The following is a 21739-nucleotide window of genomic DNA, read 5'->3' on the forward strand; positions in this document are numbered from 1 at the left end:
TTAAATAAAGCGAACGAGTTTGCAAAATATTTAATTTTTTGGTAAAAAACCGGGTTCGTCTTTTAGGGTTCTTAGCGGTATGATGTTTTTGAGTCATTTATGAAAGCGCAAACAAGAATGAGAGGACGGGAATTTCCATGAAGAAAAACGTACAGACCAAACCATTAAGCCAGGTACAATTGTTTGTTACAAAACGCAACACATTGGAGCAAAAGATCAGCAGCTATTACGAAAACACACAAAATGTTTCTGATGTGATCCAGTATGCTGTTGCGATCATGGTCAAGAACGCCCTGGTCCTCAGCGACTATTCAGAGTTTTTAAAAGAATTGGTGCGAGAGTTATTCTTGCATGCTGAACCAAGCGAGGTGCTGCGTAAAAATCTTTGCTATTTCAAGCCATATTTCAAAGGCGGCGAGTTTGATAAATTGGTCAATCGCCTGTTTAAAAATAGAAAGGAATACCTTCAATTTTCCGAGGAAGCTCGTTCAATTTGTAAATATCTGCACACAGAAGATGCACCAGCAAAGGAAGACGCTAAATATGGCTATCATCTTGTTTCAGTTTTTAAAGCGGCCAGCGGGAAGAAGCATAGTTGGATATTAAGGAATATTGATCCGGCGATGTCGAAGGAAGAGGCGCGAGAAAAAACGCGGGCCTTACTAAAAGTATTAACGACATTGACGATATTTGAGCAGAATGGCAGCCGAAAATTTGCCCAGCTTGTGAAGTTTGACTATATAGAAAGTGCTAATGTCATGCACCATGAGGAGTCGCAAGAATTATTGGAGGAGTCTGATCAAAATTCAGAAGAGGCAAAGGAAACACTTACTATCATGGTGCCTCACGGGTTTGATCCGAGAACGTTGAGTGATGCAGAAGCGATAGTCTTGATTCAGGCGCACTTACCTGAAGGAAAGACACTGGCAGATATAGAGGTCTTGTTTGTTGAGCGTCCGGCTGATTCGGCAGAAGCAGCAGATCCAGTATTTGATCCCCCAGTTATATCTAATGAAGTACAGCAGAAATCCCATGAACCGGAATCCGCCTTAATAAAAGAAGATCGTGCGATTGGTGTTGCTGATCCGCCGGTAACAGAATCAACTCCCAAACGATCAACGAATAATCGTCCACTCAGCGGCCGACAGCTTTCCGCACTTAGTCTGATTAACAATCGCGAAAGAGGACAAGGCCAACAGACGAGTAGCGGTAAGCGCAGCGGCAAGAAAAAAGGCGGTAGCGGCAGTCAAAAGAACAAAAAACGAAAGAAATAAAAAACCTTCGGCGTGTGTGTGCAGAAGGCTATTGGCGGGGGGATTATTCCGCCGTTTCGCTAAAAATTTTATCACTATCGTCATTGGTCCAAAAAGCCATAACAATCAGTTCAATCAATGTCGCAATTAGGCCAATCGGCGGATAGAAGTAAATGCCGATAGCCGTTGCAAAAACGGTCAATGGAAAATAGATACTTCCCATATAAAAGTATGGTCCCATTTTCTTGATTTTTTGACTGATCTCAGTATTAGCCTCATGGTTCACGCGGTCAATGGTTCGGCTTAACCAGTAATAAGCCATACTCCACAAAGTAAAAATCAATAGATAGAAATATTCAGGCGCATGGTACAGCATGAATTCACCTGCCCAAGCTGTTGCGACAGGGATCATCGCCATAGTGAAAAGCCAAATGTTGTTGATCCAATAGATGCTTTTAGTTACTCGTTTGGTCAGGCTGAACATGTAATGATGATTGTACCAAGCCACCGCGATAAAGAAAAAGCTGACAGCATAAGCGAATAAATAAGGCAGATCCTCCAAAATTGCTGTCCAGTGAAAATCATGAGGGGTTTTAAACTCTAAAATCATAATAAATAGTCATAATGATGGCTACGATAGCGTCAGAAAATGCCTCTACGCGTCCTTTGTTCATCTCTAAGACTCCTTCTTTCTTAATCAAAATAGTCTATTATTTTTAGCATGTTCAATGCGCTGGGGCAAACAAAGACACTTAAAAACACAGACTTGATTTTTTTTAATCAGGTCTGTGTTTTTTTGTTCGTTTAAATGAAAAAAATTCTACATTACGAGGATTATTTTTCTAGCAATAAATGAGGTAAGTCTTCATTTCAAAGTTAATCGTGTTAAAAACGATTAGCCAAGTTTCTTTTTGTCGATCCGGCAGCTGTTTAAAAACCAATGGCGATGATAATCTCCGACTAATGCGGTGAAGGAAACAGCAGGTTTTCCTTGTGCTGAAAGTTCGGCCTCCAAATAGTTTTTCAGAACCCAAGGATCTTCGATGCGGCTAACATTCAAATTCAAGGTATCTTCGATTATTGCCGGAGTGGTGTTTAGATCAACAGCGATTTGTTCGATGCTGAGTCCGGTCTGTTCGAAATTTTCTTGGAACTCTCTTTTTGTATCGCTGATTTGTTGAGGATTTAATGACATGGTATCCGCTTCTTTCTTGAAAAATGAATAGTTGTAACTTTAACTATCGACAGCATACGCTGTTCTGATTTAGTTGTCAAATAAATAGTTGTAATTTAAACTATTCGTGAAAAACAAAAACGTATCTGCTTTCAGCCCGTAAGATTTTAGTCGTAAAGTGCAATGAATATCTGAATCTAACTGAACGGGGGCTTGAATGCTTCAAACTAGTCATTTTCGTCATAAATAAAAAAATAACTGATTGAAATAGGTTTTAGCTTGTTTAACAGCATTTTATAGATTTATAAGAACAAAACAAATTGAAAGCAAACGCTTTTACTTGCAATGCACAAATATATGGTTAATATATGACAATAGTAAAGTTATTTCAAATAGAAAATAAGCCATAAATAAGAGCGTTCTTGTGAAAAGTTCTCATTATGTAATTCACAATGTAGGAATTTATTATTGCAGTATTTATTTTGCTATTTGACTTGTTGCTTCTTTTTTAGAGTGAACATAGAGAAGATGAAAGCCAATTCCAACTAGGGGTGAGTATAGAGTATATGAATAGAAAAAGAAAAAGTCTAGCTGTTTTTACAATAGCAGCATTAAGTTTATCTATTGCGAGTCCCTTGACGCAGGTATTTGCAGCAGAGAATACAATTGTTTTTAAGGACAAAGGGAAATACGAGGCGGCATTAGCGGAGTATAAAAAGAATCAAGCTGATTTCCTAGAAAAAAGTAAACAGTATCAAGAAAAAGTTGATGCTAATAAGCAGATTCAGCAAGAGAATGAACAAGCGACGAGTGCTTTTCAGGCCGAGCTGAAGAAGTTTAACGAAGATATGGCGTTGTATAATACTCAGATGGCAGATTATGAAGCGAAATTAGCGCAGCATAATGAAGCCTTAGATCAGCAAAAGCAACTATTGAGTGATTATCAAGAAAAGATGGCGAAATACCGGGAAGAGCTGGCGAATTATCAAAAGCTATTGTCTGAGTATCATCAGCATCTGGACGAAGTAATCGTGGGAAATAACCAGATGGATGAAAAGTATAAAGAGGCTTTAAAGCAATATCAGGCGGCACTGGCGATTTACGAGGAACAATTGAAAGAGTATTCCGAAGCCGTTGCAAATCGTGATGAGATTATCCAATCCAATCAAGACGCAACCAACAACTACCAAGCAGAACAACAGGCCTATCAAGAAAAATTAAATACATACAAGGAACAATTACAAACCTATAATGATGAATTAGCCGAACGACAAAAAGTGGTGGAGTCCAACGAGAGTTTACACGAAGCGTTCAATACGGCCTATACAAAATACCAAGCAGATCTGGCTACTTATCATAGTCAAAAGACCGATTATGATCAGAAGATGGCGACAATAAATGATCATTTATTGGCCGGTCATTATACAATGCCAAGCTCTTGGGATAATTCCTTCAACCTTTATTCGCTGTTTACCAATTACACGGGTATGCAAGCCTACCTTGAGTATGGCTTATCTACCAGTGGAGACGACATGGTCAAATTGATGGACACGTATCGTTCCAAAAATGCGATACCAGAAGGAACATTAAAAGATAAGTTAACGAATTCGATACCGGTTTTTACAGAGACCTATACGTTTTATAAGAATTTGCCAATTACTTCGTCCGTGCCAATCTATTTTCAAACGGTGCCGTCCGTTACGAATGGGGCAAAGGGACCCAATGGATTTAGTCAAAATCTAAGAGGACAAGGGTTCGATTTCAGTTTTACAAGTTCATTTGAGGGGGATCCGGAACAAGCAAAGAATGCTACGACCAGCAACATTCCAGAAAGCTTGCGGACACCGACGGAACAAGATATTTTAAATGCGATTCCGCCGCTCTTTACTTCTAAGCAATCATTTAATGCATCGAATAGTGATCAGGTAGCTATCCAGATTACGCCTGAACTAGTTGATAAATGGAAAACAGCTTTGAAAAGGACAAAAGAACTGAGTGACAGTGAATTCAATCAGGCGTTCGATCTCTATGTACAGGCATTCAAAACATTTAATGCCTCCGATCGGGGACCGCAGGCACTGAAAAATCTGCAGGATCAAGTAGTTAGTGTGAATGCAATCGAGCGAGATGCCGTTGATTTGATAAGCGGTAAAAAGGTTGATCTCGGTGAAAACAATCGCGAATTTTTGAATGATCTGACGAATACGGCAGTTTCCTCTGATCAGTTGGCCAATAAATATGGATACTTGACGCTATTAACTAAAATGGCTGGAGCAACTGTATTTGGCTATTATCATGAGCTTACGGCGAAACCGGGTGAAGTCATTAAAGTAGCGACGAATGATGTCTATTATCCAGGCTATTGGGGCTTGAGTTTGAATTCAACAAAGGCGACGCCGGTGTATCCGGTACTGCCTATAGAACCGACACCGCCAACGGAACCAGAGTATCAAAAGGTTCCCGATGAGCCTGTACCGCCGGTTGTTCCTGAGCCGCCTAAACCATTAGTGCTGCAAGAAGTACCAAACGTTCCTGCGATGCCGGTCATGCCGATTGCTCCGACACCGCCAGAGCATGAAACCGTGCCTGAGAATCCGAACTTGGTACCGCCGGTTATGCCTGAGGAGCCAGTCTTGCCCGAAATACCAGTGGTGCCTGAACTTCCGGTCATGCCGAAGATACCCGTGCAGCCAGAGCTGAAGCCGCTGCTTCCAGTAGGCGAACCTCCAGTTCCGCCGATTCCGCCAGAATATCAGCCGGCAACCGACATTGTGGAGCATCCTAAAACACCGAAACCCGAATCGCCGATTACTGAAAAAGTGGTCTTAGTAAATAATAAACATACCACTCAAACGAACGGTTATACAGAGAGTTATACCCCTCAAAAAAGTGGAACGGTGAAAGAGTATCCGAAAACAGGGTCTAAACAAAGTGCCCTATCAACTGTAGGCTATACTGTTTTAGGAAGTGTTGCTGCTCTTTACCTTTGGGTGTTGAAACGTTCACGGAAATAGTTTTGTTCATTAATAATGACAAGCGTTAAACGTCCGTATGAACCTGTAAACCATGAATAAGAATTGAACAGAGTATCCGCCAATCGAATCATTGGATGGCGGATACTCTGTTTTTTATGCTTTTGAGCGGGAGCGTCAGTTATGGGATGTTTTTTTAGCCAGAAATGGATTGCTTGTTTTCATTTTATGTAAGCAAACATGAAATTTTCTGACAAAATTCAAATTACAGTGAAATTAATTTAGAATTAGGCTTTTATCATTTAAGGACATCTGTTATAATTGTCATCACATCTTGATGCAGGAAATCTTTGTCTGATTACTATAGAAGTTTGTTTCTTAACAGTGGATCAGGAAGAGATTTACGGCTTAAAGATGGAAATAATTCCATAACTATGAAAAAGGAGAGAATGAGTATGACGATTTACAATTTTTCTGCAGGTCCCGCAGTATTACCGAAAGCTGTGTTGGAGATCGCACAGTCCGAGATGCTTGATTACAAAAATAGCGGTATGTCGGTGATGGAGCTGAGTCATCGTTCCTCCTTGTTTGAAGAAATCATCCAAGCTGCTGAAAGCTTATTGAGAGAATTAATGGCGATCCCTGACAATTACAAGGTCTTGTTTTTACAAGGCGGAGCAAGTTTGCAATTCAGCATGGTGCCGTTGAACTTGGCCCAAGGCAAAAAAGCGTTGTATGTCAGCACCGGTTCGTGGTCAAAAAAGGCTATCAGTGCCGCAAAAGCACTTGATAATGTCGAAGTAGAAGTGATCGCTTCTAGTGAAGATAAAAATTTCACCTATATTCCAGAATTGCCGGAAACGGTGGATCAAAATGCCGCTTACGTGCATATTACAACGAACAATACGATAGAAGGAACAGCGTTTGCGAAGATTCCAAACTTCGGCAAAGTTCCCGTGGTAGCAGATATGTCTTCAAATATTTTAGCCAATGACTATAAAGTAGAAGACTTCGGCGTGATCTACGCCGGCGCACAGAAAAATATCGGTCCGGCTGGATTGACGGTCGTGATCATTCGTGAAGACTTGCTCAATCAAGAAGCGGTTTTTGCGCCGATGTTGGATTATGCGTTGCAGGCGAAGAATGATTCCCTATATAATACACCGCCTACCTATGCGATCTACATCGCGAAGCTAGTCTTTGAATGGGTGAAAGCTCAAGGCGGCGTAGCCGGAATTACCGAAAAGGATCAGCAGAAAGCCCAACTATTATATGATACGATCGAAAAATCGAAGTTGTTCACGAGTCCCGTGAGAAAAGATAGCCGTTCAATCACCAATATCCCATTTGTGACAGGTGACGATGCCTTAGACAAAGCCTTCAACCAAGCGGCTTTAGCAGAAGGCTTCGAGAATCTGAAGGGTCACCGCTCAGTTGGCGGCATGCGTGCGAGTCTTTATAATGCGTTCCCAACGGAAGGTGTCGAGGCGTTAGTGGCCTTCATGGCGAAATTTGAAAAGGAAAATGGAGGGAATTAGATGTTTCAGATTAAAACATTCAACGCGATTGCTCCTGAGGGAATGGCGCGTTTTGATAAAGAAAACTACCGCATCAACGAAAGCGAAGAACCAGACGGCATTATTCTGCGAAGCCAAAAGCTGCATGACTATGCCTTTCCTGAATCTGTTTTAGGGGTAGCGCGGGCAGGTGCCGGAACGAACAATATTCCAGTTAAAGAGTGTACCGAAAAAGGCATCGTGGTTTTCAACACACCGGGGGCCAACGCGAATGCGGTGAAGGAATTAGTGATTGCGAGCTTATTATTAGCGGTTCGTCCGATGGTTCAAGGGATCGATTGGGTGCAAACATTGGAAGGTGCCGATGTCGATGAACAGGCTGAGGCGCAAAAATCACAATTCGCCGGAACGGAACTTGAAGGCAAGAAACTAGGGGTCATTGGTTTAGGTTCAATCGGAGCGATGGTGGCCAACGATGCTTACCGTCTAGGAATGGAAGTTACGGGTTATGACCCGTATGTTTCAGTCGATACGGCTTGGAGCATTTCTCGTCGAGTAAAACGGGCGAAGGACTTGAAAGAGGTTTTGACCAACTGTGATTTCGTGACTGTCCACGTGCCGTTAACTGAAAATACCCGTCATTTGATCAGCACCGAAGAATTGATGCAAATGAAGCAAACAGCACACTTAATGAACTTCGCGCGCGGCGAAATCGTTGATACGGATGCTGTAGTGAAAGCTGTAAACGAAGAACGCATTGCTGGTTTTACAACCGACTTTGCGGAAGAAAAATTATTGCATAATGATAAAATCACGGTGCTGCCGCACTTAGGCGCATCAACCGAAGAAGCGGAAGTTAACTGTGCTAAGATGGCAGCCCGCGGTTTGAAACGATTCTTAGAAACCGGCGTCATTAAACGGTCAGTCAATTTTCCAAATGTCGAGATGGCATTTGATTCTCCATACCGTATTACGATCATCAATCGCAATGTACCGAACATGCTAGGATTGATCGCATCTGAGATTGCTTCATTAGAAGTCAATATCGATAACATGCTGAATCGCGGGAAAGACGATCATGCCTATACACTGGTGGACGTTTCAGAAACAGATCCGGCTAAAATAGCGGCGATCACAGAAAAACTAGGCCAGAACGAAGGCATTGTCCGCGTTCGTGCAATCAAACGGGATGAGGAGAGTGAATTTTAATGGTTCAAGTTCATCCATTTAAAGGTATTCGTCCAGCTGAAGAGTTGGCCGATCAGGTAGCGGCTTTGCCCTACGATGTTGTTAATTCACAAGAAGCTAAAGACTTAGCGGCGGATAACCCGTACAGCTATTTCCATATCGACAAAGCAGAGATCGACCTGCCAGCCGACCTGTCACCTTACGATGAAAAGGTTTATCAAAAAGCTGCCGACAATTTAGCGGCATTCTTGGAAAAAGGCTGGTTGTTCAAAGAGTCTGAGGCGTATTTCTATCTCTATGAATTAGTGATGAATGGCCGCAGCCAGACAGGGATCGTGGCTTGTACATCGATCAGCGACTATATCGATGAAAAAATCAAGAAGCACGAATTTACCCGTCATGAAAAAGAAATCGATCGGATGAATCACATCCGCACCTGTGATGCGAATACTAGTCCGATTTTCTTAAGCTATCGACCACAAACAGAGATTCAAACGATCATCAAGGATTGGCAGCAGGAGCATGCGCCGGTCTATGATTTCACCAGTTATCATGATGTGACGCATCGTGTATGGGTGATCGATCAAGCGGAAACGAACGAGAAATTGACGAAACTATTTACTGATGTTGACGCGCTGTACATTGCGGACGGACATCATCGGACAGAGTCAGCAGTCAAGATCGGTTTGGAAAAACGCCAATCCGGCGATCAGAATTCAGAAACAGAACAGTTCTTGTCGATTATTTTCCCTGAGGATGAGTTAGCGATCTGGGAATACAATCGAGTGCTGAAATCAGCACCGCCAGCGGACTTTATGGATCGTTTGGCTGAGAACTACCAAGTCACCAAAACAGGCGTTAAGAAGCCTGAAAAAGCCGGCGACTGCCAATTATATGACGGTGAAGCTTGGTATACCTTAAGCATCAAACCGGAAAAGGTTCCGAATGATCCCGTCGAAAAATTAGATGTGGCTCTGCTGCAAAAATTTGTCTTAGAGGACATCTTTGAAATTGCGGATATTCGGACAGACAAACGAATTGATTTTGTCGGCGGGATTCGCGGAACAGAAGAGCTGGAAAAATTAGTCGATTCAGGCGACTGGAAATTAGCCTTTTCAATGTACCCAACGCAAATGACGGATCTTCTAGCCGTCGCGGATGCGAAAAAAATCATGCCGCCGAAATCAACCTGGTTTGAGCCAAAACTATTAAGCGGTTTGTTCTTACACGATTTAGAAACGAAATAATACGTAAACTCTCGAATCTTTTCGAGAGTTTTTTGTATTTAAAATATTATGTTATTGACTATAATGTGTGTCACACAGTATAATAATATTGAAGAGGTGATCCTATGCCAGATAAGGATATCGTACAGAATTATGTTACAGAATTAAAAAGAGGAAATTTGGTTTTGGCTGTATTAGGCAGTCTGAATACGCCTCATTACGGCTACGCGCTTTTGCAGACTTTGCAGGAGAAGGGGATGGATATCGAGGCCAATACGCTTTATCCATTGCTGAGAAGATTAGAAAAACAGGAGCTGCTGGTCAGTGATTGGGATACGACCGAAAGCAGGCCGCGCAAATATTACACGATCAGCAAAACGGGAAAAGCAGTTCGGACAAAATTGTTTGAAGAGTGGAAGGAAATGCAAAAGAGTTTAATTGGTATTTATTCGGAGGGGTGAACTATGGAAAATGTAATCGAACGTTACATCGCTGCGGTGGTAGGGCAGCTGCCGGAAAACGAACGAAAAGAAGTGGCACAAGAATTACGTGGCAATATTTACGATATGCTATCGGACCAGCCAAGTGCCGCAGAAATTGAACAGGTTCTGCAAGCGATGGGCTCGCCGGCAAAACTGGCGGAACAATATCGGCAAAATCCGCGTTACTTAATATCGCCTCAGGTCTACGAGGATTATCTTCGCTTGTTAAAATTATTGGTTCCGATAATCGGGATCATTACGCTAGTCGTGGGGGCTGTTACCGGCGGGCTCGAAGCCTTTCAGCAAAATGGGGCGCAGGTAGGAAGCGTCCTTCAAGTCATGTTTCAATCTGGGATCGAGAGCGGTGTGTCTGGGGTCTTGCAGACGCTGGTTTGGACGACTATTGGTTTTGTGATTGCTGAACGCACCGGAGTTTTTGATAAAAAGAAAACGGAAGAGTGGACCATTGATGATCTGCCGCCCGTGACCACAGAAAAAGCGATTCCGATCTCTGATGCGGTGGCGGAAATCATCGCAGTATTAGTCTTCAGCGCATTTTTACTGTTTGGAGCATTAAACGCTTTTCCACAAGTTTTTTCTAAAACAGGTCATGCGATCGTCAATATGCCATTATTCAGTAATGATTTCGTTCGGTTTTTGATACCAGTGCTGATCATTGGAACAGTATTGACATTGATCGTTAGTGTTCTGAAACTGATAGATCGCCGCTGGAGCAATCGTGTCTGTTTTTGGTCGATTATTGACAATGCCGTCTCCGCGGTCATGTGGGTCCTCTTATTGCTAAGCAACAACATTTTCAGCCAAGAGCTGGTCGACTTATTACAGGAACAGACCTGGTCTAACGGGGATGTGCTGCACTATATTTCGACAGGGGATACAGCTTCGATCCGCTTGATCATCAGTGCGATCATCGTGGTCGTAGCCATCATTCAAATCGGGATCGTGGTCTATTACCGAAGCAAGCGCAATATCTCCCAACGCTGGATTAACCAAGAACGTGCGTAGTGAAGAAAAAAATGATGTCAATCGGTTCTCGATTTGAGGGCCGATTTTTTGCGCAAATTTCGGGCGATGGAGTATGCTAATAAAGTCTAATCTATCGAAGAGGGTGGGAAATTGGAGCGAGTGACGAATTATTTTAAAAACAATCGATTATTGAGTGGTTCTTTGGTTCTAGCGCTGATTAGCTGTTTGATCGGTCGTTTTTCCGCCGATTTTATCGATTATAAAGTGATCTTCAGTTTATTTGGCCTAATGCTTCTGATTCAAGGCTTTGAACAGGTTGGCCTCTTGCAGTACTTGGCGCAAAAACTGCTGCACTTTTCTAAAAATAGCCGACAGCTGGTTCAGCTGATGATTCTTTTGTCGCTGATCGGCTCAATGTTTCTAACGAATGATGTGGCGATATTGACATTGTTGCCGATCTATTTGAAGCTCTTATCAGTACTGCCAAAATTTAAGGGCCGATTTTTAGGCAGTGTTTTGATTATCGTTGCAGCGAACTTAGGCAGCAGCTTCTTTCCATTCGGGAATCCGCAGAATTTATATTTATATGATTATTATCATGTACCACTCCCTCAGTTTTTGACATGGATGTCGCTGGTGTTATTAGTCAGTCTGATTTCATTAGCGCTTTTGACACTGTTCGTCGCTAAGGACTCATTGACGGAAATTAACCTTGAAAATAGTCCGTTTGAGCGAAAAGAAACACTGCTGTTGTCAGGTTTAATGATTGTCATGATTTTGGTAGTGCTGGATGTATTGCCGTATCAGTGGGTGATTCCTGCGGTGGCGTTGATCGTGGCGAGTTATCGTTGGGAATTGTTTAAGCACGTTGATTATGGTCTATTAATGACCTTTGTCTGCTTTTTTATCATTGTCGGAAATATCGGGGAAGCACAATTTATTAAAGAATTTTTGCAGAGACTGAATGGCAAACAGATTTATTTGGCAGGTTTAGGCCTGAGCCAAGTGATCTCAAATGTACCGGCGGCTTTCTTGATCGCGCCTTTCACAACCAACCAGCAGGCAGTCATCTTAGGCGTGAATATCGGCGGGTTAGGGACTTTACTGGCTTCATTAGCGAATTTGATTGGTTACAACTTGTTCCGGATTTACTATCCCAAAGAGACAAAGCGCTTTTTCGGTCTATTCAGTGCAGTTAATTTTGGCCTTTTGTTTTTCCTAGGCGGTCTCTTTTATTTTTTCATCCATTAGAAAGCTCCTAGAATTCCTAAAAATAAGCTAAGTTTCTTATGGGAATTCATCCAAAAACAATGAAAACGCTTCAAACGGTGTTAAGCTAGTCTTGTGAGAAATGACCGAAGAACTTTGACCGTGTAACAGATAATGAAGCGGTAAAGTGACTCTTCGAAAAAGCACTTGCAGGAACTTAGGAGGATTTGTGATGAAAGACAAGACAAAATTAATCCACGGCTATCATGCCTTTGATGAAGAAACCGGCGCTTCATCGTTTCCGATCTATCAATGTTCAACTTTTAAACAGGCATCCATCAAGGATGGACAGGCCTATACGTACTCGCGTTTCGGCAATCCAACGCGGACAGCTTTAGAGGAAGCCGTCGCCGCTTTAGAAACCGGCAAATATGGAACGGCATTTGCTTCTGGTATGGGAGCAATCTCGGCGGTTCTGCTGAGTTTCAATCAAGGCGATCATTTGGTGATGTGCAAGAGCATTTACGGCGGCACCTTCCAATTGGTTAACGAGGTTATGAATCGCTTCGGGATCGAAGTGACGTTTGTCGATGAGACCAATCTTTCGGAATGGGAGCATGCGATTCGGCCCAATACACGAGGACTTTATTTAGAAACACCATCGAATCCTTTATTATCAGTGACGGATATTGCGGGAGTAGTCGCAATCGCAAAAGAGCACCACTTAGTGACCATGATCGATAATACCTTCATGACACCGCAATTCCAGAAACCATTGGCATTAGGAGTCGATGTGGTGATTCACAGCGCTACTAAGTTTATCAATGGACATAGCGATGTAGTAGCGGGGTTAGTTATAACTAATGACGAAGAGTGGCACAAGCAAATCAAGCTCCAACAAAAGGTTTTGGGCGGCATTTTAGGTGTCGAAGACTGCTGGTTGACGATGCGCGGGCTTAAGACGATGGGCTTGCGGATGGAGCAGAGTGCACGCAGCGCGGAAAAAATCAGTCAGATGCTTGAAGACCATCCGGTTGTAAAAAAAGTTCATTATCCCGGGCTGCCTAGCCATCCCGAATATGATATTCACAAACGTCAGGCGACTTCCGGCGGAGCGGTTTTATCTTTCGAATTAGCCAGTCAAGAAGCCGTGTATACTTTTTCGGATGCTTTGCAGATCCCGATCGCAGCCGTAAGTCTCGGCGGAGTAGAGTCGATTTTATCTTATCCAGTCACCATGAGCCACGCTTGCGTACCAAAAGAAGAACGAGAAAAACAAGGCATAACAGAAGGTTTGCTGCGTCTATCTGTGGGAATCGAAGACACCGAAGATCTAATCGCAGACCTAGAACAAGCATTAGCCAAAGTTCGAATAACCGTAAAATAAACACATTGGGAATTTCCTTCCCAATGTGTTTTTCCTGTTTTAGGGGAGATGAATACCTAAAGCTGAAGGAGTTGCGAGTCCAAGTTTTCGCAGTATATATTGAATAAAGCAAATCCGGATTCATTCTACAAAAAACGAATAGTTTAGTTTAATTGGATCGTATACGCAGTGAAAATCGAATTCATTTTTCTGTCTTTTTAGAAAAATGAATACCTTAAGTTGAAGGAGTTGCGAGTCCAATTTTTCGCAGTATATATTGAGTAAAGCAAATCCGGATTCATTCTACAAAAAATGAATAGTTTAGTTTAATTGGATCTTATACGCAGTGAAAATCAAACTCATTTTTCTGTCTTTTTAGAAAAATGAATACCTTAAGTTGAACGAGTTCGGTATAATGGTATCATCTCTTGGAGGAAGTGAAAGTCATGATCGAAAATTTATTACGCCCAGAAGTGTTGCTGTCAAACGTGATTGTTTGTTTAGTGACTGTTTTGATTACTCGTTGGGTACTTAAACGAAAGCCGAAGCCGGAACGGCCAGCGGAAGTGGTTCAGAGCCCGAAGCAAACGGCAGATGGGACAGTCATTCTTGAGACATCGCTGGCAACCTTGCAATCGTATAAAAATAATTTAAATAAATTTGGCTATGTCTATTTTCAAGAAACGACACCGATCGTGATTGAACAATTGAAGGCGGAAGCGAGCAGTTTGATTGTCTCGGAGACCAATCAGCCGATCCATGAGCTGCTGCAGAAAAACTATGAAAAGTTAGCGGCTTTTCAGCAAAAAGAAGTAGCTGATACGAAGAAATTGGAGCTGGATGTGTTGAATCATGTCAATAAAACCATCATTACTTGGCGCAATCTGCTGAAGGAAAGCAGGTGAGTTTGATGGGTAAAGCGACGGATACTGAAGTTTATCAGCTGTTAGAAAAATGGCAGATTCCTTATGAGCGTGTGGATCATCAAGCTGTTTATACAGTGGCGGAGATCGATTTTTCGATCGATGGCAGCGATGTGAAAAACCTGTTGATGAAAAGCAAGAAGACTAAAAACTATTATTTTGTGATCTGTCCGGGTAAAAAGCAGCTGGATATTAAAGGACTAGCAAAAGCCTTGGGCGAACGTCATTTATCCTTTGCTTCAGAAGCGGAGCTTTTTGAATTGCTTGGCTTGGAAAGAGGTTCGGTCACACCGCTGGCTCTGCCGCATGATACTGAACGGCAAATTACGGTGATCATTGATGAGACGATCGATCAAACGAAAAAGATCGGTTTCCATCCGAATACGAATACTGCGACGCTCGTGATCGCCTTTAGTGATTTCAGGAAATTTTTAGCCAATCTGGCAATCGAACCAAAATATCTATCAATTCCAGCAAAACAGCGCGAAGCGTAAACTTCGAGCTGTTTTTTTTCAATAAAAAAAGCCGCGCAGAGTTATCTGCACGACTTAAATAGGTTTAACGCATCCGTAATCGACGGCGAATGCCATCCACCCGAGGGCCTAATAATTTATCGGCCATCCGCGTCTTCAACGCTAAGATCATGTAAGTCAATCCGCCAAAGGCCGCGACGATCAGAATAATGATCATGGATTGCATTTTCGAATCTGAGCTTAAAACTAATTCACAGCCGTATTTCACGACAAAGGCGACCACACCCATTGCCAGCGACATCAATGTAACTTTTCCAATAGAGGTCATCGTTTCTCTAAACGGAAATTGCGTGATGACATGGATTCGATCCAATAAGAACATATTTGCGACTAGGAATCCCACAAATGTAGCGATCAGCGGGCCGTAAGCCTCAAACATAAAGGTCAGTGGAAATTGTGAAACAGCCTTAACGAAGATCCCGATACCTAAAAACCAGACAGCTTGCATGTTGCCATCTAAACCTTGCAGCATCGTAGAACAGACCATGAAGAGTCCCATCATGATGCCGACCACACAGGAAGCGGCCAATAGTTGCGCGCCCAGCGGATTCGGCCAGTAGAATAGGGTATTCAAGGGATAAGCCAAGATGAACATTCCGACAGTCGCCGGCATCATTACGAAGAACAATAATTGGATATTATTCGTTACTAGTTTGGCTAATCCTTTGTGATCTTTTTTCGTAAAACGTTCCGTGATCAGTGGCAAACCGGCCGTTGCCATCGCTGTCCCAAGTGCGATCACCACCATCGTCAATTTATCCGGATTGGCGGAGATTAACGCAAACAGGTCGGCATTTTTCGCCGCGGAATAATTCGTTACGATCGACATGATTTTTTCAAAGGAATATTGATCAATCAGCTTGAAAATACTGATCGCACTGCCGACAATAATGAACGGGATCGCTTGCTGGATCATTTGCAGGACTAATTGACGCCCGGAGAAGGTAATCTCGTTATTGCTTTCTCTGATCAATTCACGAAAGGCTGTCCGTTCTTTCAAAAGCGAGAACAATAGAACTCCCATCGCGAAGGCGACACCAATGAAGGCAGCGAACGTTGAATGTACAACAGCTGTCTTGTAACTGCCGTTGTTGATCTGCATGATAATGAAAGCGGAAGCTAACATGTAGCAGACTCGGGCGATTTGCTCGACAATTTGAGAGATCGCGTAAGGCTTCATATTGTTGTTTCCTTGGAAGAAGCCGCGGATTACACTCATAGCCGGGAAAATCAGCAGCACGACACTTAAGGAGCGCATGACTGGAACTAGGTCAGCGTTGCCTTGAGACAGGTATGGTGCGCCCACAAACATAATAGCGGCACAAATCACACCGCCGATGGTCATCAGCCGCATGGTGTAAAACAATAGTTTTTTACTTAACCCGTATTCATTCATGGAATTATAACGGGCTGTTTGTTTAGCTACCGCCGCTGGAATCCCCGCGGTAGAAATCATAAGAAAGAGCGCGTAAACGTTGTAGCCCTTAGTGTACAAATAGTTGGCCTCTAAGCCATGGGGCTGCATCCAAGCAATCCAAGGGATTACGTAAACGGCACCTAGTAAACGGGAGAAGATATTCCCGACCGTCAGCCAAGCTGTGCTTTGCACCATTTTCTCTTGAGCTGTGGCCTGTTTTTTGGGTTCAGCAGGGGCGTCTGTTATTGGCTCTGCTTCAGGCGCCTGCGCTGTATTCCTTTTGTGTTCTTTTTTAGGCGGCGGTGCCGCTTCTGTATGATAACGAGCGACGCGGGATCTTGAACCCTGCAACTCGTTTTCGTAGCTATTTTTTTCAGTCATATAAACCAGCTTTCTGCAACAGTATCCTCCATATTTTACCTGTTCTTCCAGGGAGTTACAATCCTGTCAGGAAATCTTTAAGAATTAGGGATAAAGGTATTGATATGACTGGCGAAGCTTTCAAGGTTTCGCGTTTGAATATAGACAGATCCGCGTCCGTGGAATTCATTGACCACGCCTTCGCCGGTCTTGAAGCCGAAGGTACCTGAGGCCACCTTGATGTTGTAATCCAACGAGCTGGTCCAAGCGATCACATGCTGATTATCAATAATTACCGGTGCACTGCCGTCTAATTCGATTTTCTCAACATCGCCAAAAGCAGAAACTAAGATTTGCCCGCTGCCGGTCGTTTCCATGACGAAAAAGCCGCCGGTTCCGCCTAATAGGGCACCAGAAAGTTTTTGTCGTTTCATTTGGTAGTTGACGTTTTCTTCGCTGGCAAGAAAAGCACCAGTATTCAAACGCCAGTGTTCTGCACCGACATCGAGGGCAAAGATTTTCCCCGGTACCGCTGGAGCGATGGCGATCATGGCATTAGCAGAGTGGGCAGTGGCTGTACTGATGAAGAAGCTTTCGCCGCTAGTCACCGAGCGGCCCAAAGCACTTAATGCACCGCCAAGACCTTTCTTGCCATTGGTATTCATTTGGCCTTCTAATTCTATTTCCCCGATCTCATAAACCATTGCACCTGGTTCGATCCGTAATTGTTCTCCGCGCTGCAGTGTCACCTTTGCGATAGGGGCAAAAGTGCTTTCAGATAATTCGTAATTCATAGTAAAACTCCCTTCAAAGACATTTGCTAAAATTATAACATTTCCCATATCTTTTCTGTGAGATTTTGATAAGATTATTAAAAGGGAAAAGATGGAGGAGAAGGTATGGAAATATTAGCATTTGAGCACGTTCAATTCGTTCGTCAGCAAACGGTTCTATTAGAAGATATTAATTGGCAGATCAAAGCAGGCGAGGATTGGGCCGTCTTAGGGTTGAACGGTGCCGGAAAAAGCTTGATGCTGAACATGATTTCAGGCAATTTATGGCCTTCTAGCGGAAAGCTGACGGTCTTGGGTGAGTTATTTGGTCAAACGTCGATTCCTGATCTAACGAAACGAATCGGCTGGGTGAGTCAGTCCTTACAAGAACGAATTCATCGAGAAGAACAGGCTGAATATATCGTTTTGTCAGGGAAGTTCGCCAGTATCGGTATTTATCAGAAGTTTTCAGTGGAAGAACTGGAAGAGGCCAAACAAGTTTTGAATTCCTTAGGAGCCAAAAAGTTGATTGGCAAGGTGTATCAAGTATTGTCTCAGGGAGAAAAACAAATCGTTTTGATCGCTCGGGCATTAATGGCCAAACCAGAGCTGTTGATCTTGGACGAGCCGTGTAATGGATTGGATTTATTTGCTCGTGAGGATTTATTGGCACGAATCAAAAAAATGAAACAAGCGGCGGATGCGCCAAGCTTATTGTACGTGACCCATCATACCGAAGAAATTTTACCATTGTTGAATCACGTGCTGATGATTCGCGATGGCAAAATTTTTAAACAAGGCCAACGAGAAGAACTTTTGAAAGTAGACGTACTGAATGAGTTCTATCAACGGCCGATCGAAATTCATGGAATGAGTGACGATCGCATGATGGTGATTCCTAAATAAAAGGACTCTCGTTTTGAGAGTCTTTTTTTACGTTTGAATTATGTAAATAAAAATATCGCAAAAGAAATAAGTGGGAATTATGTTCGTCTAAACGCATTTAGTAGCGGGAGTGAAACATGTTCTTATTTTCGACTTGAAATATCTATTCAAAAAAATAGCGATACATTTCCTGATAGTTGAAATTTTAGATTTAAATCACCGATCTTTATTTTTTCGTTCGATTTTATTTTTATGTTATTTAACAATTAATTTATCGATTTATTTCTTTTATATGTGTTGTTAAAAATCACTATTTAAATGGTAATTAATGTGGTTATGGGAGTTTCTGGTACACATGCGGATTCTGATTCAGTGTGTTATAATAAGAGACGGTATTTATCATAAAAAGGAGGATGTTGTATGTTTAGAAAAAGTGTTTATTTGTTTTCTGTAGCGATATTAGGGTTATCGCTAGTGCCCAGCAGCGCATGGGCCGACGAGGCAATCGAATCGGCTGCACCTGCTATAACAACAGAGTTGGTTGAAAGCCCTGTCAATAGTGTGGAACAACCGGTCGCTGAGCCTGAAGAAACAGTGGTGGAAGCACCGACCGAACAGCAAGCTTCGATTGGGGAAGAAGCAGCTGAACTTCCAGCTACCGAAAATCAGGAAAGTAATACTGAAGAGATCGAAGTCCCAGCTGAACCAGTCGCAGCACCAGAAGAACCAGCGGCCGCGGAGCCAAAAACAATTGAGCCAGAAAAAAAGGTTGAACCATTTGCCGCACCGCAGCAAAAAGCAGCACGGGCAGCGATACCGTTTTTAAAGGATGACAATGACGGGAAAATCGTCGACCACGAAAAAGCGATTACAGATGAAGAGGCTAAAATTTCTGCCGAATACAACTTCATGCCTAATTTTGATCAGCTAGATGACATTGTGGTGCAATCGAGTGCCGGCTACACAGAGCGAACGAGCTACTTCGTTTTTGATTTGAAAAATGCGGCAAAAAACTCAATTACCGTCATCTATAAAAATGTTGGTACCTACAATGGAAAAGTAATTGATATGAAGGTGACGGTCAAGGATTGGACTGTCTTTACTGGAAGTGTCTACGCACAATTGTCAATTAGCAAAAGAAATGGAATTACCATGAATGGAATCAGCGATGTTCGCTTGAACTATTCGTTTCTTGATAATTTAACCGCTAAGGCGGCAAATGTGTCGGGCTTTTTCAATTTTACTGATATCGACTTGAAGCAAAGTATCGATTTATTTGACCATAACAACGTACAGAATTTTTACGTTACTAAGGGCAACGAACTATACGTTAAAACACATAACGGTTTTATCAGAGTCGGCGAGATTAATGGAGACAGGACCAATGATCTAAACATGGATCATTGGCTGACCTATACTTACAAAAATATTTCTAACTTTGATGTCCGCTATAATCAAGATTACGATTCTGGTGCCGTCTTTAATTACACGTACCAAGCACCGATCGTCATTGAAGAAACGGCGGTCGTCCCTGAGACAAAAGAGCCAGAAGTCGTTGAAGAAACGCCGATCGAAGAAGAAACTGCAACCGACGAAGTTGTCCCGGTCAAAACTGAGACCGCAACGGTAAGTCTTGCTGCTAAAGCGGCACCTGCAAAGGGTGAAGTAGCAAAAACAGAAGTGAAAAAGGTCGAGGTTAAAAAAGCAGAACCGTTGAAACAAGCCGTGCTGCCGCAAACAAATGATAAAGTAAGCTCAATTTTTATCACACTTGGCGGTGCCTGCCTATTCCTTTTCACCGCATTATTCTTGAATAAGAAGAAAGTATAGAAATAGCGGCTCCTCGGAAAAAACCGAGGAGCCTTTTTATCTGTCGATCTAGCTAGGCCTTCAAAACAAATAAAATGATTATTATAAAGATTAAATATTATTATCGTAGAAAAAACAGCAAATTAGATAATAAACGTTATAATAATTATTGATATTTATCATAAAGGAGGCTTTTTTATGGCTAAAAAAAGCATTTATCTATTTTCGGTGGCACTCTTAGGCGTTTCAATGATTCCAAATGTAGTCTGGGGTGAAGAAGTCACTGAATCAGAAGCGGCGAATATAACGACCGAGTTAGTTGAACGACCCCATAATGTTTCGGAAAGTCCCGCTGAGGAAGTGGAGGCTTCGCCAATTAGTGAGCAAGAAATTGCCGCTGAGCAGGCAGAACCAACCGCAGTTTCAACGTATTCAATTGAATCAGAAAATTCAGCAGTGCAGATAGAAGAGGTGACCGACTCTGAAGTTACAGAGTCGTCGTCTGTCTCTCCTGAATCAACCGAAACAACAGCGATAATTGAACCAGATAAAACGACAGAAGAACCCCCGACTGTACAGGAAAAGCAGTCCGAACCTGCTGCAACGGGGGAATCAAGCGAAACAAGAGCCTCTGCACCAGCTTTGAAAGAAGAAAATGACGGCAAGATCGTGGATCACCAGAAGACGATTACTGATGAAAATACACAGCTTCCTAATGACCATGCCTTCATGCCGAACTTTGCAAATGTGCAGGGTATCGTGATCGGCGGCACGAATAATTATGTGAACGACGGCTACACCTTCACCTTTGATCTGGATACAGAAAAGCCAAACACAATCACCGTCACCTATAAAAATGTCGGCAGCTACCAAGGGAAAGTCATCGACATGAGAATCACTGTCAAAGGCTGGACGGCTCTTGCGGGCAAACAAATCCTGCAGATCAATAAAGACAACGGGATCACAATGAGTGGGATTCGCGACGTGCTGCTGAATTACTCTTTCCTAGATAATTTAACCGCCAATCCAGTCAAGCTGTCGGGCTTTTTCAATTTTACCGATATCGACTTGGAACAAAGCATCGATCTTTTTGATGCGAATAATATCCAGAATTTCTATGTAACAAAGTCCAATCAGCTTTATTATAAAAAACATGATGGTTACATTAAAATCGGCGAGATCAATAATAATAAAATTAATAATCTGAATATGCACTATTGGCTGACCTACACCTATAAAAATGTTTCCGGATTTGATGTACGTTACAATCAGGAGTATGAAACGAATGCGGTTTTTAATTATTCCTTTAAAGTGCCCGTGACAATCGGCGAAATTCCACCGGGCATCGTTGATCCGACCATCCCAATTGATGTAGAAGAACCAGAGGAGTCGGAAGTAAATGAGCGTTCACAGGATCAATCAGCAAACCTAATTGCCAAACCCGGCTCATGGGTGGCAACGGTTTTGGCAAAAACTGAAGCCAATCAGCTAAGTGAAAAAGCGACCCAATCTGTCGGTTCAACGAAATCAACAGCAGTACCTCAGATAGCACAAGCGGAGTTGCCAAAAACCAACGAGCAGTCCAGTTCATATTTGGCGATTCTCGGTGGGGCATGCATTTCCTTGTTCACGGCCATCTTTTTGAATAAGAAAAAAGGATAAAAC

General features: G+C 42.6%; 18 protein-coding genes. 14 read left to right on the forward strand and 4 right to left on the reverse strand.

From position 1 onward, the window contains the following. Nucleotides 1-137 precede the first annotated feature (137 nt). Nucleotides 138-1274, forward strand: coding sequence for a hypothetical protein (locus I585_RS11855; protein WP_010742022.1), 1137 nt, complete (start codon nt 138-140; stop codon nt 1272-1274). A gap of 43 nt (nt 1275-1317) precedes the next feature. Here I585_RS11855 and I585_RS11860 read toward each other — a convergent pair whose 3' ends face one another. Further along, on the reverse strand, nt 1318-1863 hold the full coding sequence (locus I585_RS11860; protein WP_010742023.1) for a TMEM175 family protein: 546 nt from the start codon (nt 1861-1863) through the stop codon (nt 1318-1320). 285 nt (nt 1864-2148) lie between these two features. After that, nucleotides 2149-2448, reverse strand: a complete 300-nt coding sequence (locus tag I585_RS11865; protein ID WP_010742024.1) for a DUF2316 family protein — start codon at nt 2446-2448, stop codon at nt 2149-2151. 545 nt (nt 2449-2993) lie between these two features. Here I585_RS11865 and I585_RS22650 point away from each other — a divergent pair. The 10 genes from I585_RS22650 to I585_RS11915 all read left to right on the forward strand — a co-directional run bounded on the left by I585_RS22650 (nt 2994) and on the right by I585_RS11915 (nt 14791). Beyond that, nucleotides 2994-5441 carry a coiled-coil domain-containing protein gene (locus tag I585_RS22650; RefSeq protein ID WP_010742025.1) on the forward strand — a complete coding sequence of 816 codons (2448 nt, stop codon included), beginning with the start codon at nt 2994-2996 and terminating at the stop codon, nt 5439-5441. 413 nt (nt 5442-5854) lie between these two features. Continuing rightward, the gene (gene serC / locus I585_RS11875) at nt 5855-6937 is read left to right on the forward strand and encodes a 3-phosphoserine/phosphohydroxythreonine transaminase (protein ID WP_010742026.1); all 1083 of its coding nucleotides are present in this window, start codon (nt 5855-5857) and stop codon (nt 6935-6937) included. After that, nucleotides 6938-8125 (forward strand): 3-phosphoglycerate dehydrogenase family protein, encoded by a 1188-nt coding sequence (locus I585_RS11880; protein WP_010742027.1) that lies wholly within the window; start codon nt 6938-6940, stop codon nt 8123-8125. Then, nucleotides 8125-9351 (forward strand): DUF1015 domain-containing protein, encoded by a 1227-nt coding sequence (locus tag I585_RS11885; RefSeq protein WP_010742028.1) that lies wholly within the window; start codon nt 8125-8127, stop codon nt 9349-9351. Before I585_RS11880 ends, I585_RS11885 begins: the two co-directional genes overlap by 1 nt. A gap of 104 nt (nt 9352-9455) precedes the next feature. Further along, on the forward strand, nt 9456-9791 hold the full coding sequence (locus I585_RS11890) for a PadR family transcriptional regulator (protein WP_010742029.1): 336 nt from the start codon (nt 9456-9458) through the stop codon (nt 9789-9791). Nucleotides 9792-9794: 3 nt separating this feature from the next. Next, nucleotides 9795-10838 (forward strand): HAAS signaling domain-containing protein, encoded by a 1044-nt coding sequence (locus I585_RS11895; RefSeq protein WP_010742030.1) that lies wholly within the window; start codon nt 9795-9797, stop codon nt 10836-10838. Between the two features lie 111 nt (nt 10839-10949). Further along, nucleotides 10950-12050 (forward strand): SLC13 family permease, encoded by a 1101-nt coding sequence (locus I585_RS11900; RefSeq protein ID WP_010742031.1) that lies wholly within the window; start codon nt 10950-10952, stop codon nt 12048-12050. Nucleotides 12051-12240: 190 nt separating this feature from the next. After that, nucleotides 12241-13395, forward strand: a complete 1155-nt coding sequence (locus I585_RS11905) for a trans-sulfuration enzyme family protein (RefSeq protein ID WP_010742032.1) — start codon at nt 12241-12243, stop codon at nt 13393-13395. A 425-nt stretch (nt 13396-13820) separates the two neighbouring features. Then, nucleotides 13821-14279, forward strand: a complete 459-nt coding sequence (locus I585_RS11910; RefSeq protein WP_010742033.1) for a hypothetical protein — start codon at nt 13821-13823, stop codon at nt 14277-14279. Between the two features lie 5 nt (nt 14280-14284). Next, the gene (locus I585_RS11915) at nt 14285-14791 is read left to right on the forward strand and encodes a prolyl-tRNA synthetase associated domain-containing protein (RefSeq protein ID WP_010742034.1); all 507 of its coding nucleotides are present in this window, start codon (nt 14285-14287) and stop codon (nt 14789-14791) included. 64 nt (nt 14792-14855) lie between these two features. Here I585_RS11915 and I585_RS11920 read toward each other — a convergent pair whose 3' ends face one another. Together I585_RS11920 and I585_RS11925 are read right to left on the reverse strand one after the other, a co-directional pair. Continuing rightward, nucleotides 14856-16628, reverse strand: coding sequence for a putative polysaccharide biosynthesis protein (locus I585_RS11920; RefSeq protein ID WP_010742035.1), 1773 nt, complete (start codon nt 16626-16628; stop codon nt 14856-14858). A gap of 77 nt (nt 16629-16705) precedes the next feature. Continuing rightward, nucleotides 16706-17401 (reverse strand): TIGR00266 family protein, encoded by a 696-nt coding sequence (locus I585_RS11925; RefSeq protein ID WP_010742036.1) that lies wholly within the window; start codon nt 17399-17401, stop codon nt 16706-16708. Nucleotides 17402-17506: 105 nt separating this feature from the next. Between I585_RS11925 and I585_RS11930 the strand changes: the two genes are divergently transcribed. The 3 genes from I585_RS11930 (at nt 17507) to I585_RS11940 (ending at nt 21736) form a co-directional block, all read left to right on the forward strand. Then, on the forward strand, nt 17507-18286 hold the full coding sequence (locus I585_RS11930; protein WP_010742037.1) for an ABC transporter ATP-binding protein: 780 nt from the start codon (nt 17507-17509) through the stop codon (nt 18284-18286). 399 nt (nt 18287-18685) lie between these two features. Beyond that, nucleotides 18686-20095 (forward strand): LPXTG cell wall anchor domain-containing protein, encoded by a 1410-nt coding sequence (locus tag I585_RS11935; protein WP_010742038.1) that lies wholly within the window; start codon nt 18686-18688, stop codon nt 20093-20095. A 177-nt stretch (nt 20096-20272) separates the two neighbouring features. Further along, a complete protein-coding gene (locus I585_RS11940; protein WP_010742039.1) occupies nt 20273-21736 on the forward strand; it encodes an LPXTG cell wall anchor domain-containing protein in 1464 nt (487 codons plus the stop codon). Nucleotides 21737-21739: the final 3 nt, after the last annotated feature.

The organism is Enterococcus malodoratus ATCC 43197 (assembly GCF_000407185.1).
Lineage (GTDB): Bacteria > Bacillota > Bacilli > Lactobacillales > Enterococcaceae > Enterococcus_A > Enterococcus_A malodoratus.

Coding starts and splice junctions, on each gene's coding strand:
- I585_RS11855 (WP_010742022.1), top strand. CDS start 138: ATGAAGAAAAACGTACAGACCAAACCATTAAGCCAGGTACAATTGTTT.
- I585_RS11860 (WP_010742023.1), bottom strand. CDS start 1,863: ATGATTTTAGAGTTTAAAACCCCTCATGATTTTCACTGGACAGCAATT.
- I585_RS11865 (WP_010742024.1), bottom strand. CDS start 2,448: ATGTCATTAAATCCTCAACAAATCAGCGATACAAAAAGAGAGTTCCAA.
- I585_RS22650 (WP_010742025.1), top strand. CDS start 2,994: ATGAATAGAAAAAGAAAAAGTCTAGCTGTTTTTACAATAGCAGCATTA.
- serC (WP_010742026.1), top strand. CDS start 5,855: ATGACGATTTACAATTTTTCTGCAGGTCCCGCAGTATTACCGAAAGCT.
- I585_RS11880 (WP_010742027.1), top strand. CDS start 6,938: ATGTTTCAGATTAAAACATTCAACGCGATTGCTCCTGAGGGAATGGCG.
- I585_RS11885 (WP_010742028.1), top strand. CDS start 8,125: ATGGTTCAAGTTCATCCATTTAAAGGTATTCGTCCAGCTGAAGAGTTG.
- I585_RS11890 (WP_010742029.1), top strand. CDS start 9,456: ATGCCAGATAAGGATATCGTACAGAATTATGTTACAGAATTAAAAAGA.
- I585_RS11895 (WP_010742030.1), top strand. CDS start 9,795: ATGGAAAATGTAATCGAACGTTACATCGCTGCGGTGGTAGGGCAGCTG.
- I585_RS11905 (WP_010742032.1), top strand. CDS start 12,241: ATGAAAGACAAGACAAAATTAATCCACGGCTATCATGCCTTTGATGAA.
- I585_RS11910 (WP_010742033.1), top strand. CDS start 13,821: ATGATCGAAAATTTATTACGCCCAGAAGTGTTGCTGTCAAACGTGATT.
- I585_RS11915 (WP_010742034.1), top strand. CDS start 14,285: ATGGGTAAAGCGACGGATACTGAAGTTTATCAGCTGTTAGAAAAATGG.
- I585_RS11920 (WP_010742035.1), bottom strand. CDS start 16,628: ATGACTGAAAAAAATAGCTACGAAAACGAGTTGCAGGGTTCAAGATCC.
- I585_RS11925 (WP_010742036.1), bottom strand. CDS start 17,401: ATGAATTACGAATTATCTGAAAGCACTTTTGCCCCTATCGCAAAGGTG.
- I585_RS11930 (WP_010742037.1), top strand. CDS start 17,507: ATGGAAATATTAGCATTTGAGCACGTTCAATTCGTTCGTCAGCAAACG.
- I585_RS11935 (WP_010742038.1), top strand. CDS start 18,686: ATGTTTAGAAAAAGTGTTTATTTGTTTTCTGTAGCGATATTAGGGTTA.
- I585_RS11940 (WP_010742039.1), top strand. CDS start 20,273: ATGGCTAAAAAAAGCATTTATCTATTTTCGGTGGCACTCTTAGGCGTT.